General features: G+C 51.2%; 8 protein-coding genes and 1 pseudogene. 6 read left to right on the plus strand and 3 right to left on the minus strand.

Annotated elements, in window-relative coordinates:
* The first annotated feature begins 62 nt into the window (after positions 1–62).
* The 3 genes and pseudogenes from HMPREF2606_RS03285 (at position 63) to HMPREF2606_RS03295 (ending at position 4,848) form a co-directional block, all read left to right on the plus strand.
* Positions 63–3,350: pseudogene (locus HMPREF2606_RS03285) on the plus strand (DUF2339 domain-containing protein).
* Positions 3,351–3,624: 274 nt separating this feature from the next.
* Positions 3,625–4,005 carry a putative zinc-binding protein gene (locus tag HMPREF2606_RS03290; protein WP_003748129.1) on the plus strand — a complete coding sequence of 127 codons (381 nt, stop codon included), beginning with the start codon at positions 3,625–3,627 and terminating at the stop codon, positions 4,003–4,005.
* Positions 4,006–4,047: 42 nt separating this feature from the next.
* The gene (locus HMPREF2606_RS03295) at positions 4,048–4,848 is read left to right on the plus strand and encodes a sulfite exporter TauE/SafE family protein (RefSeq protein ID WP_070712076.1); all 801 of its coding nucleotides are present in this window, start codon (positions 4,048–4,050) and stop codon (positions 4,846–4,848) included.
* A gap of 52 nt (positions 4,849–4,900) precedes the next feature.
* Here HMPREF2606_RS03295 and HMPREF2606_RS03300 read toward each other — a convergent pair whose 3' ends face one another.
* From HMPREF2606_RS03300 to gap, 3 genes are all read right to left on the minus strand, one after another.
* The gene (locus HMPREF2606_RS03300) at positions 4,901–5,434 is read right to left on the minus strand and encodes an SMI1/KNR4 family protein (protein ID WP_070712077.1); all 534 of its coding nucleotides are present in this window, start codon (positions 5,432–5,434) and stop codon (positions 4,901–4,903) included.
* A 154-nt stretch (positions 5,435–5,588) separates the two neighbouring features.
* Positions 5,589–7,796, minus strand: coding sequence for a DNA helicase II (uvrD, locus tag HMPREF2606_RS03305; protein WP_070843305.1), 2,208 nt, complete (start codon positions 7,794–7,796; stop codon positions 5,589–5,591).
* 100 nt (positions 7,797–7,896) lie between these two features.
* Complete coding sequence (gene gap, locus HMPREF2606_RS03310) at positions 7,897–8,925, minus strand: type I glyceraldehyde-3-phosphate dehydrogenase (protein ID WP_070712079.1); 1,029 nt, start codon at positions 8,923–8,925, stop codon at positions 7,897–7,899.
* A gap of 778 nt (positions 8,926–9,703) precedes the next feature.
* On the opposite strand from gap, the gene HMPREF2606_RS03315 reads away from it, so the two are divergent.
* The 3 genes from HMPREF2606_RS03315 (at position 9,704) to mgtE (ending at position 13,021) form a co-directional block, all read left to right on the plus strand.
* Complete coding sequence (locus tag HMPREF2606_RS03315; RefSeq protein WP_083315932.1) at positions 9,704–11,239, plus strand: sodium-dependent transporter; 1,536 nt, start codon at positions 9,704–9,706, stop codon at positions 11,237–11,239.
* On the plus strand, positions 11,239–11,331 hold the full coding sequence (locus tag HMPREF2606_RS10635; protein ID WP_036472778.1) for a methionine/alanine import family NSS transporter small subunit: 93 nt from the start codon (positions 11,239–11,241) through the stop codon (positions 11,329–11,331). The genes HMPREF2606_RS03315 and HMPREF2606_RS10635 overlap by 1 nt, the downstream gene beginning before the upstream one ends.
* 232 nt (positions 11,332–11,563) lie before the next feature.
* Positions 11,564–13,021, plus strand: coding sequence for a magnesium transporter (gene mgtE, locus HMPREF2606_RS03320; RefSeq protein ID WP_070712081.1), 1,458 nt, complete (start codon positions 11,564–11,566; stop codon positions 13,019–13,021).
* Positions 13,022–13,087: the final 66 nt, after the last annotated feature.

A 13,087-nucleotide genomic window follows, 5' to 3' on the forward strand; every position in this document is an offset into this window, starting at 1 on the left:
TCATCAACAATGTTGTTGGTGTTACAATCGGCATATTCTTATTGTTATCAAACAGGTGTTTCATGCAGTTTTTCGGCCTGCTTATTCCTATTATTATCGGCTATTTTCTTGATGAGATGGCCACGGGCGTGATTATTGGGTCATTGTTTTGGCTGGTTGCTTGGTCAATCGCCAAACAACGCCAAGAAGAGCGTTTGGCTGAATCTGCTACGGCAGGCGACAGGATGCAAAAGCTGGAGCAGGAAATCGAGCTGCTGAAACAGCGTTTGTCGGTGTTGGAGCATGAGACTGTCCGTGATGAGGCGAAGGTAGGGCAGGGGCTTGAGGCTCGGGCTGTTGCCGATGTTCAGACGGCCTCTAAGCCGCTTCATGTTCGGGTTGAGCCTGAGGCGGAAGCTGCGCCTGTTAAGCAGAAAATTGAAGAGGCGTTTGCCCCTTCTTTTTCTATACCTATTGATCCTGTTTCTGCCAAGGCTGCTGCTTCGCCTGAGCCTGTTGTGGAAGAAGTTGTCGAGGCGGTTGCTCCGGTTGTTGCTGAACAAGCAGGGCTGCCTAAAGAAGAGGTTGTTGTTGCTTCGATGCCGTCTGAAAGCGAAGAAGCGCCATCGCGTCAATTCGTTATCCATAAAAATCAAGCGGAGGATGGAGGGTACAAGTTTTCCGACAATCCGATTGTTGCTTGGTTCTTGCGCGGTAATCCGCTGTTGAAAACCGGTATTGTGGTGCTGTTCCTCGGCTTAGCGTTCCTCTTGCGCTATGCCTCCGAGCGGGTTCATGTGCCTGTCGAACTGCGTTATCTGACTGTGGCAGGCGCGGGTTTGGCGGCGGTGGTCGGCGGCTGGAAGCTGCAAAGCCGTAAGCGTGAATATGGCTTGGTGTTGCAGGGTTTCGGCGTGGCGGTGATGTATTTGACGGCGTTGGCGGCATTAAAACTGCATCCGCTGTTGCCTGTGTCGGTCGTGTTCGGGTTGATGGTGGCGATGGTCGTGCTGATGGCGTGGCTGGCGGTAAGGCAGAACGCGCAGATTATGGCGCAGGTTGCTTTAATCGGCGGTATGGCCGCGCCTTTGCTGACTTCAGACGGCAGCGGCAATTATTTGGTGCTATTCTCTTATCTTGCCCTGCTCAATGCCGGTGTGGCCGCAATTGCGTGGTTTAAGGCATGGCGCCCGCTGAACCTGACGGGTTTTGTTGCTACTTTTGCCATTGCCGCGCTGTGGGGCATGCGAAGTTATACGCCGCAACATTTCTCCACTACCGAGCCTTTTCTGATTTACCACTGACTGCTCTATACCTTTATCGCGTATCTGTTCGCACGCCGTAAGCTGACGGAAAACAGCGAAGACAGCGTTACGCCGATTGCCGACAATGCGACTTTAGAGGAGATTGGCAACAGTATTTACACACACGGCCTGCGCGTGCATGTCCTCGACCATACTTTATTGTTTGGCACGATGGCGGCGGCGTTCGGCCTGCAATACCGCATGGTGGAGCATTGGCCATTCGCGGATGCGCTTTCCGCATTGGGTTTTGCCGCTGTTTACGGACTGGCCGCGCTGCTGCTGAAACGTCAGCAGGGGCTGTATATTTTGCGTCAGGCGTTTTTTGCGTTGGCGGTATTGTTCCTCACGATTGCCGTTCCGCTTTATTTTGAATCGAGCAATACGGTTATCCTGTGGAGTGCCGAATCCGCACTGGTTTATTTCTTCGGTCTGCGCCAACAGCGTCCGCATATCCGTTTGGGTGCGCTGATGGTTTATCTCTTGGCAGCACTGATTCAGCTGGGCAATTATCAGGGCTTCGGCACGGATACCGTTTTGGAAGGGCAGTGGTTTACAACGGTTGTGGTGTTGCTTGTCGGAGCGGTAATTTACTTGCTGTGGTATTTTTCGCGTCGCGAAGGTTCGGCGCAATGGGAAAAATCCGTTCAGACGGCCGTGTTGTCTGTCGCCTTGCTGTACATCTCTATTTTGCCTTTGCTTTTCTTGGCCGACCAAGGCAGCATTGTCGCTCTCTCTGCTTTGGCAGCGGCGTGGGCATTCTGCCGGCGCAAACATGAGCCGAATGTATTTATCACATTTACTTTGGGCAATGTATTGTTCGCCCTGTTGCAGCAAAGCAGCATCATTTATGAATCCAAAGGCTTCCTGAGCCATCTGTACCTTATTGCCGCTACGCCTTTGCTGTTTGCGGCTGCCTACGCGTTGCAATATCCGCGCGTACCGGTTGCAAGCGAAAAACCGGAAGGAAACGAGGTTTACTTTGCGCAGGTTTCAGGCTGGATCATCCTGCTTACTGCGTTGGCGACAGGCAGCTACGCCCTCTATATGCAATGGACAGGCGAGGAAACCCTGTTTATCGAGTTGTGGATGTGGCCGATATTTGCCGGCCTGCTGCTGTTTGCAAAACGTTTGAAATGGGAAGAGCTGTTGCAGGCAAACTTGGCATTCCTGCCCGTGTTTGCCCTGCATTTCGTCTTCTACCATACCGAACACGCATGGACAGCCGCCGCAGCCTTGCCACTTGTCGCCGCCACCGTGTTGAACTTCATTATTTTGAACAACTATCCGCGCCATGATCTGATTTGGTTGCACAAACTCAATATCACGATACTCGGCGTACTTTGGACGCTTTGGACCGCGCTGTATGTCGGCGGTCTTCTCTCCGGCGTTTGGTCGCAGCTCTCATGGCTGGTTGTGCCTTTGGCGATGTGGATTGTTTTCCATACGCAGCGCCACCGCGAATTTTTCAGACGGCATCAAGCCATTTATCAGCACTTCGCCTTGCCGTTGTGCGCCCTTGCCGCTGCCTGTTGGATGCTGTGGACCAACTTCTCCACGCCGTTCCAACCTTCGCCGTTGCCGTATATTCCCGTGCTCAATCCGGTGGAACTTGCCAGCGCCGGCATGCTTTGGTTTGCCCTGAAATCTCTGCCTGAAGCCTTGCCGCCCGACCTTCGCCGTACCACGGCAACCGCAGTCGCCGCCTTGGCATTTATGCTGATCAGCGCGGGCGTGATGCGCGTATGGCATTTCTACGACGGCATCACTTGGCGTCTCGACATCATGCTGCAATCCTTCGGCCTGCAAGCCAGCCTCTCCGTCGTTTGGGCAGTAACCGCCATCATCTTGATGGTACTCGGCAACCGCCGCAAACAGCGTTCCTACTGGATGACAGGCGCGACGCTAATGGGCATCGTGGTCGTCAAACTCTTCCTGATCGAGCTTTCCAACAGCGGCGGTATCGCGCGCATCGTCTCCTTCATCATCGTCGGCCTGCTGCTGCTTCTGGTCGGCTGGTTTGCCCCCGTTCCGCCCAAAGAAGAGAATGATGGCGAACACAAAGCCTAATCATTAACTTCAAATAAAAAGGCCGTCTGAAAAAGCAGCGTTATCTGTTTTCAGACGGCCTTTATTTTTTTAGAAGGTCGCATCTGCTTTGTTCTAGAATGTCTAATCGTATTGAGTTATGATGCCTTTTAATATATAAATGGATACGCCGTAGGCCGTCTGAAAAAAGAAAACGGGTGTAACCCGAATATCCACATACCGCGCATGATGCGCCCGACAGACTGACCATGGGCGGACACATAAAGATAAAAACCGCTACCGAAGGAAATAGAAAATGCCTAACCGCAATGAGCTTCCCTTAATTTATTCTTGTTCCGGATGTTCCGATGTGGCGCAGCTGGCCAACAACACTGCTGTAGCGCTCGACCATGCCGGAGAATTTGAAATGTCGTGCATTTCCGGCGTGGGCGGCAAAGTCGCGCCGTTGGTACGCAAAGCGCAGTCCGGACGGCCGATGTTGGTTATTGACGGCTGTCATCTGCATTGCGCCAAATCGTGTTTGGAAAATGTGGGCGTCGAAATCCCGGAAGGGCATCATGTGAAACTATACGAACTGGGCTACAAAAAACGCTTTGGCAAAAGCTATGACGAGGCTACGGTAGAAGAAGTTTATCAATATGTTTTGACGAAGAAGGGCGATGTATTGAGCAGTTAATAACTTTTAATAACAAAAAATTTAATCAAGAGGAAACAATCCATGGAACAATTATTTATTCCCGGCAGTATTATTGCCGATTATTTTTATATCGGCCTTTTCCTGCTGGTTGCCGCGTCTTTGATTGCGGGCTATGTCGATGCTATTGCGGGCGGAGCAGGGCTGATTTTGATTCCCGCATTTTTGATGGTAGGTTTACCGCCTCAGGTCGCATTGGCACAGGAAAAATTGGTGAGTACCATCGGTACGGTGGCTGCGATTAAAAATTTTATGAAGAGCAGTTCGATCGTATGGCATATTGTGCCGGTTGGCATTGTTGCGGCTTTAATTGGGGCATTTGTCGGTGCAAAAGTCATTTTGATTCTTCCGGTGGAAACCATCAATTACATTATTCTTGCGTTTTTGCCCATAGGCTTGCTGGCAACTTTGTTTAAAGGTGTTTTGCTGAAAAAAGAAGACGAGCGTGGCGAGATAAAAAAATCCGTTATCGCCGTATTTTTAACTTGTCTGATTGTTGGTTTTTATGACGGTTTTTTTGGCCCGGGTACAGGTAGTATTTTCATCATTGCTTTGTTTGTCATTAACAAATTGTCGTTGTTGCAGGCTTCGGCTACTTCCAAGATTTTCAATTTTGCTTCTAACATCGGGGCATTTGTTGCCTTCTTGATAGCAGGGAAAATGGCGTTCCTAATCGGAATCCCGATGATTTTGGCAAATTTGTTGGGCAACCATTTTGGTAGCCTCCATGCTATTAATTCAAACGGAGAAGTTATTCGTAAGGTTTTGGTCGTAACGGTTTTGCTGATTATCGTTTCAATGACATATAAGGCTTTTTCGGCTTAGTAGGTAGATGTTAAAAGGCCGTCTGAAAAATTTTCAGACGGCCTACTTTTTATTAGTTATCTAAAAACTCATCTTCATGCCGCAAGCTGCGGATAAAGGTTTCAAAATCGGGGGCAAGTTCGATTATTTCAAAATCCCATTCTTGTTCGACAAGCACCACTTTCGGCTCGCCGTCTTTTCCACACTCTCGATAGTCCAAGGCAAACAGGGCATGACCTCCTGACGGGTCGGTGGCCAAATACACGCCGATAGGCGGATACTCCCATTCTTCCAGCCAAAGTTTTTGCCCCATCGCGCCGCACAAACTCCCTTCTTTTTCAAAACCGATTCCCGACATCTCGCAAATTTGCACATGATCTTTCGCCCACGAATTTTTCTGCGTGGTCGGAAAGCAGTTTTTAACAAATATCCCGCCGTTTTGTACTGCCATCAATTCAATAAAACTTTGCGGCAATTTATAGCCTAGCTCACTTTCTACGGCAGCCAAAATTTCAGGTGTAAATGGGGCTTCTTTGTAGTTTTTATCTGCCCAACTATTAGTTTTCCATACGGAGGACAAATCAAAATCTTTAAAAACTTGGGACATAATGTTCTTCCTTATTGATTTCAGCTATAAACAGGGGTTAGGTATCTATACCCGACTTTTATCGTCCGTCATTCCCGCCTGCGCGAGAATGACGGCGGAGGTTTGGGCAAAATTTGCTGTTACCGGATTCAGACGGCCTATGCCATCTTCCTTTTCACATCTCTTCCAATTTCGCAAACTTGGTATCCAGCTCTTTCACGCCTTGTTTGCCGAAGTTGATGGTCAGTCGGGCGGATTCGCCTTTGTCCACGGCATCGATGATGACGCCGGTGCCGAATTTGGCGTGGCGGACGTTTTGGCCGATGCGGAAGCCTGCGTAGGTTTGCGGCTGTTTGAAGTCGTCGATGATTTTGTCTTTGAATGTGGCGGTTTGGCGCGGGCTGCCGTAGCTGTCGTAGGCGGTCTTTTTGACGGATAGGTAGTGCAATACTTCGGGCGGGATTTCTTCGACGAAGCGGGAGACGATGCCGAATTGGGTTTGTCCGTGCAGCATGCGTTGTTGCGCCATGGTGATGTAGAGGCGTTTGCGGGCGCGGGTGATGGCGACGTACATGAGGCGGCGTTCTTCTTCGAGGCCGCCGCGTTCGGCAAGGCTCATTTCACTGGGGAAGCGGCCTTCTTCCATGCCGGTGAGGAAGACGGCGTTGAATTCCAAGCCTTTGGAGGCGTGGACGGTCATCAGTTGGACGGCTTTTTCGCCTGCGCCTGCTTGGTTTTCGCCGGATTCGAGGGCGGCGTTGCTCAAGAAAGCGAGGATGGGGAAGGCGGGGTCGTCTGAAATGTTTTCTGGCAGGGTTTCAAAGTTGCTGTCTTCGGGTTTGAACTCGATGGCGGCGTTGACAAGTTCGTCTAAGTTGTCGAGGCGGTCTTGGTTGTCGCCTTTTTGGGTTTTGTAGTGTTCGGTCAGGCCGCTGTCTTTGAGGATGCCGACGATGATTTCGGACAGGGGCATTTGTCCGACTTGGTTGCGCAGGGCTTCAATGAGGCGGACGAAGGCGGCGATTTTGGTGGCTTTTGCGCCGGCATTGCAGGCTGCCTGCCAGAGGGTGATGCCTTGTTCGTTTGAGGCCGTCTGAAGGTTTTCGATGGTGCGTGCGCCGATGCCGCGCGGTGGGAAGTTAATCACGCGCAAGAGGGCGTTGTCGTCGTCGGGATTGACGGCGAGGCGTAGATAGGCAAGGGCGTGTTTGATTTCTTGGCGTTCGTAAAAGCGCAGCCCGCCGTAGATTTTGTAGGGGATGCCGCTGCGGAACAGGCTTTGTTCGATAACGCGCGATTGGGCGTTGCTGCGGTAGAGGACGGCGATTTCGTCCAAATCCCAGCCGTCACGTTCGAGGGCTTTGGTTTCATCCACGATGAATTGGGCTTCTTCGAGGTCGGTAAAGGCGGAGTAGTAGCGGATTTTGTCGCCTGCTTCGGCGTCGGTGCGCAGGTTTTTGCCGAGGCGTTCGTCGTTGTTTTTGATAACGGCGTTGGCGGCGGCGAGGATGTTGCCGACGGAGCGGTAGTTTTGTTCGAGTTTGACGGGCGCGTCGATGTGGAATTCTTCCATCAGCGCGGTCATGTTGCCGACGTTTGCGCCGCGGAATCGGTAAATGCTTTGGTCGTCGTCGCCGACGGCAAAGACGGCGGCGTGGTTGCCGGCAATCAGTTTCAGCCAGGCGTATTGCAGCTTGTTGGTGTCTTGGAATTCGTCGACCAGAATATGGTTGAAGCGGTTTTGGTAGTGTTGGCGCAGGATTTCGTTGTTTTGCAGCATTTCGTAGCTGCGGAGCATGAGTTCGGCAAAATCGACCACGCCTTCGCGTTGGCAGATTTTGTCGTATTCGGCGTAGCACTCAATCATGCGGCGGGTGTGCGGATCGGGCGCGCTCAAGACGGAAGCGCGTAAACCGGATTCTTTTTGCGCGTTGATAAATCCTTGCAGCGAACGCGGCGCGATGATTTCTTCTGCGATATTGAGGCTTTTGAGCAGGCGTTTGATCAGGGAAAGCTGGTCGCCGCTGTCGAGGATTTGGAAGGAGGAGGGCAGGCCTGCGTCGCGGTGGTGCAGGCGCAAAAAGCGGTGGCACAAGCCATGGAACGTGCCGAGCCACATGGCGCGGACGTTGACGGGAATCATCGCGCCCAAACGGGTCTGCATTTCTTTGGCGGCTTTGTTGGTAAACGTTACCGCCATAATGCTGTGTACGCTGGCTTGTCCGCTTTGCAAAAGCCATGCGATGCGCGTGGTCAGTACGCGCGTCTTGCCGCTGCCTGCGCCTGCCAAAACGAGGGCGGATTGCGGCGGCCAGGTTACGGCGGAGAGTTGTTCGGGGTTTAAGCCTTGCAGGAGGTTTGGGGCGGATTCGTTGGGAAACATGAAGAGGCCGTCTGAAAAGAAATGGGAATGCAATATTTTAAAGGAAATACAAAAGGCCGTCTGAAAAGATGTTTCAGACGGCCTTTGTGTTGGAAGCCGATTAGAACGGACGTACTTCCAAACCGAACATACGGCGCGCGGTGTTCAGCATTTGGCAGCTGAAGCCCCACTCGTTGTCGTACCATGCGAACACTTTAACCATTTTGCCTGCGGTTACTTTGGTCAGCGTAGAGTCAAATGTGCTGGCTTGGGTAGTGTGGTTGAAGTCCATGGAAACCAGTGGCAGGGTATTGTAGGCCAATACGCCTTTCAGACGGCCTTCTTCGGAAGCGGCTTTCATCAGCGCGTTGATTTCTTCGGCGGAAGTGTCGCGGCCTGCTTGGAAGCTCAGGTCAACCAGGGAAACGTTGACGGTCGGTACGCGGATGGCGAGGCCGTCGAGTTTGCCTTTCAGGTCCGGCAATACCAAACCGACGGCTTTTGCCGCGCCGGTTTTGGTCGGAATCATGTTTTCCACGCCGCTACGCGCACGGCGCAGGTCTTTGTGGCGTACGTCGGTGACGGTTTGGTCGTTGGTCAGCGCGTGGATGGTGGTCATCACGCCGTTTACGATACCGATGTTTTCGTTCAACACTTTGGCCACAGGCGCCAGGCAGTTGGTGGTACAAGACGCGTTGGAGATAACGGTCATATCGTCGGTAATCACGTCGTCGTTTACGCCGTAAACGATGGTTGCGTCAACGTCATCGCCGCCGGGAGCGGAAATCAGCACTTTTTTCGCGCCGCTTTCCAAGTGGATTTTGGCTTTCTCTTTGCTGGTGAACGCGCCGGTACATTCCATGACCAGGTCAACGCTCAATTCACCCCATGGCAATTCGGCTGGGTTGCGGGTAGAGAAGTAAGGGATTTTTTTACCGTCGATGATGAGGTGTTTCTCATCGTGGGAAACTTCAGAGTTGAAGCGGCCGTGAACAGTGTCGAATTTGGTCAGGTGAGCATTGGTCTCGATGCTGCCGCTGGCATTGATGGCAACGATGTCGAGTTGGTCTTGCAGTTTGTAGTCAAAAATAGCGCGCACTACTTGGCGGCCGATGCGGCCGTAACCGTTGATGGCAACTTTGATACCCATGGCTTTTCCTCTTCTTTTGGGTTTGGGTTATGGAGTGAATGGTGGCAATTATAGCAAAAATGTAGTGCTGTGTAATTAATGTTTTATTGAAAATTTTAGGTTCGATTATTTTTAATTGTAGATGATTAGAGTAGAAATAAAGGTTTAAATTTAATATTATTTTATATTTTTTGAAATTTTATTTTTCATTAATTCTATTTTTAGTGTTTTATGCTCGTTTTAAATCATGGTAATGAATGAAACGAGAAAAGGCGGATTGTTTTTGTTTATATTAAACAGAATGTGAGTGTGGCTTTTGATTACAACATACAACAGTGTAATTTTCAGACGGCCTGGGTTTAATCGAGTAAAAGTAAAAGGCCGTCTGAACATTTTTTTGATGACGTGGAATTTAAACGCCTTGAATTCCCGATTTTCCTTGCCGGATAAGGGGAGGGCAGTTTTTAGCAAAGGGGAAAATTGTCGGAACAAGGGAGGGAAAAACGGTGGATTGAGCTGTGTTTGGGGGTTATATAAATAAGTGTATGAAGGTTTTAGTCGTAGTGTATGAAGATTTTGCTTGTGATTTTAATTTAATTATGACTTGTCAACAGTGTTAAATTTTTTTACGATAAGGTCAGATTATGTTTGCATGGCCATAAGCGGTGCATCCTCTATACCGGATATTATCCTTGTCCGAATATCTACTTTAACCGACCGGCTTGCCCGGCCTGATTCCTAAATATATACGCGCAAGGCTGAACGGCCTTGGCGGCACTCGACTTTTAAGAGGTTCATCGTGTCAAATTCTCAATCCAGCGAACGCGCGACGTTTAGCAGTCGCCGCGCCTTTATGTTTGCTGCCATCGGCTCGGCCGTGGGCTTAGGCAACATTTGGCGATTCCCTTACATCGCTTTCGACAACGGCGGCGGTGCTTTCGTCCTCCCTTACTTGGTTGCGCTGTTGACGGCAGGTATTCCGCTGTTGCTGCTCGACTACGCCATCGGCCACCGTTACCGCGGCTCGCCACCTTTGGCTTTCCGCCGCCTCGGCCGTTTGTTTGAGCCGATGGGTTGGTGGAACTTCCTGACCAACGTCATCATCTGTATCTACTACGCCGTGATTGTCGGCTGGGCGGCAAGCTATGCCTATTATTCTTTGACTTCGGCATGGGGTGCGGATCCGCAGGCATTCTTCTTCAAAGACTTCCTGCAAATGGCCGATGCCAAAGACTTGGGCTTGGATTTTGTCGGCAAAGTTGCCGGCCCGCTGATTGCCGTCTGGGTGTTTACGCTGGCAATTATGGCTTTGGGCGTACAAAAAGGCGTGGCCGGTTCATCTACATTCTTCATGCCTTTGTTGGTGGTGATGTTCGTCATCATGGTGGGCATTGCGCTGACTCTGCCGGGTGCGGCAAAAGGTTTGAACGCTTTGTTTACGCCTGACTGGAGCCGTTTGGCGGATCCGAAAGTCTGGGTAGCCGCATATGGCCAGATTTTCTTCTCGCTCTCCATCTGCTTCGGCATCATGATTACTTATTCTTCTTACCTGAAGAAAAAAACCGACTTGGGCGGCACAGGCTTGGTTGTCGGCTTTGCCAACAGCAGCTTCGAGTTGCTCGCCGGTATCGGCGTATTTGCTGCATTGGGCTTTATGGCTCAAACCGCAGGCAAAGAAGTCAGCGAAGTGGCATCCAACGGTATCGGCTTGGCGTTTATCGCGTTCCCGACCATCATTAACCAAGCCCCTATGGGTGCGTTGATCGGCGTGTTGTTCTTCGGCTCTCTGGTGTTTGCCGGTGTCACTTCGATGATTTCCATCGTTGAAGTGATTGTGGCTGCGATTCAAGACAAAATGAACATTGGCCGTGTCAGCGCAACGCTGATTGCAGGCGTGCCAATGGCAATTATTTCTACCTTGCTGTTCGGTACGACTACCGGCCTGCCTGTGTTGGATGTGTTGGACAAATTCATCAATACTTACGGCATTGTGGCTTCTGGTTTTGTTTACGTTCTGGCGATTGTCCTGTTGCACAAGCTGCCGGAACTGCGCAACCATTTGAATGCGCTGTCTTCTATCCGTGTCGGTAAAGTGTGGACAGCCAGCGTGGTAGTTACCGTCGCTATGCTCGGCTATATGCTGTATCAAGATACTGCCAGCCTCTTAAAAGAGAATTACAGCGGCTATCCTGACAGCTTCCTCAATATCTTCGGTTGGGGCATGGTAGGCACTCTCTTGGTATTGTCTGTCCTGCTATCTTTCTTGCCGTGGAAACATGGTCAGAACTTCAACGTCAAAGACGAACATGAACACGAACGTGAAGGAGACGAATAATGAGTACTTCAGCCATTATTATGATGCTTGTCGCATTGATCGTCATTTGGGGCGGATTCATCGTCTCCGTCCTGCGCCTGCCTAAAGAATAAGGTTTGAGCAAATGAAAAGGCCGTCTGAAACTTAAATTTCAGACGGCCTTTCCCGTTAAAAATGGTAAAACGGCCTAAAAAAGAGTAGAATATGCACCGTTTACAACTCTGCGCCTCTCAGCAGGCTCGAATTATGGACCTTCCCAGTTCGCCTTTGAACTTCCCATCTGATACACAACAACAATAATCATCCCGCCGAAATGCCTTCCCGCGTCCGGCGGGCGGAGCATTTATGAGCATCGAACAAACCCCTCCGAATCTCGACAATATCCCCGACAATGATGTGGTAGAAGACCGCATTTCTGACGATATCGACCGCATCCACGCCTTATGCGAAATCCTCGAGCCGTCCTTTGAACAAATTGAAGCAGGCATGCCGATTGAAGACGAAAGCCTGCGCGATAAGTTTACCGAGCTGACCGTCCTCTTGGCCGAGTTGCACCCTGCCGACGTGGCCGCCGTCTTGGAATCCCTGCCGCCGCGCGAGCGTAACATCGTTTGGCTTTTGGTCGCCCCTGAAGACGACGGCGAAGTCTTGCTGGAAGTATCCGACTCCGTACGCGAAATGCTGATCGAGTCCATGGACAAAGACGAGCTGTTGGCCGCTGTCGATGATTTGGACGCAGACGAATTGGCAGAACTGGCAGACGACTTGCCGCACCAAGTGGTGTACGAAGCGCTGCAAACGCGTGATGAAGAAGAGCGCGAGCAGGTCAAAGCGGCGATGTCTTACGAAGACAACCAAGTCGGTGCGATTATGGACTTTGAATTGGTCAGCATCCGCGCCGATGTGACGTGTGAGGTCGTGTTACGCTACTTGCGCCGTTTCGACAGCCTGCCCGACCATACCGACAAGATTTTCGTGGTCGATGAAAACGACGTGTTGCAAGGCGTACTGCCCATCCGCAAACTCTTGGTCGCCGATCCCGAAGACATGGTGGCAGACGTGATGGCCACCGATGTCGTGCGCTTCCGTCCCGAAGACGACGTGGAAGAAGCGGCGCAGGCGTTTGAACGTTATGACTTGGTGACCGCGCCGGTTGTCGATGAAAACAAAAAGCTGATCGGCAGGATCACCATTGACGAAATGGTGGACGTGATCCGTGAAGAATCCGAAGCCGACATGTTGAACATGGCCGGTTTGCAAGAAGAAGAGGACTTGTTCGCCCCGATTTGGGACTCGGTGAAAAACCGCTGGATGTGGCTTGCCATCAACCTGTGTACCGCCTTCATCGCCAGCCGCGTGATTGGCGCATTTGAAGGCAGTATCGAAAAAATCGTCGCACTGGCCGCACTGATGCCCATCGTCGCCGGTATCGGCGGCAACTCCGGCAACCAAACCATCACCATGATCGTCCGCGCCATGGCGATGGGACAAATGACCAGCACACAGGCAGGCCGCCTGCTGAAAAAAGAAGTCGGTGTCGCCCTCGTCAACGGCATTATTTGGGGCACGGTAATGGGTGTGATTTCATGGCTGCTCTACGGCAACATCGGTATCGGTTTGGTCATGGTGGCCGCAATGACTTTGAACCTTTTGCTTGCCGCGACCGTCGGTGTCCTCATCCCCGTTATGATGGACAAAGCCGGACGCGACCCGGCATTGGGCAGCTCGGTGCTGATTACCGCGGTAACCGACTCCGGCGGCTTCCTGATTTTCTTGGGATTGGCAACCATATTCCTGTTGTAATAGGAAAAAAGGACGTGTTCGACACGTCCTTTTTCAAACCGTTTAAAAGGCCGAGACCTTTGCAAA

The organism is Neisseria sp. HMSC070H10 (genome assembly GCF_001837635.1).
In the GTDB taxonomy this organism is placed as follows: Bacteria; Pseudomonadota; Gammaproteobacteria; order Burkholderiales; family Neisseriaceae; genus Neisseria; species Neisseria subflava_A.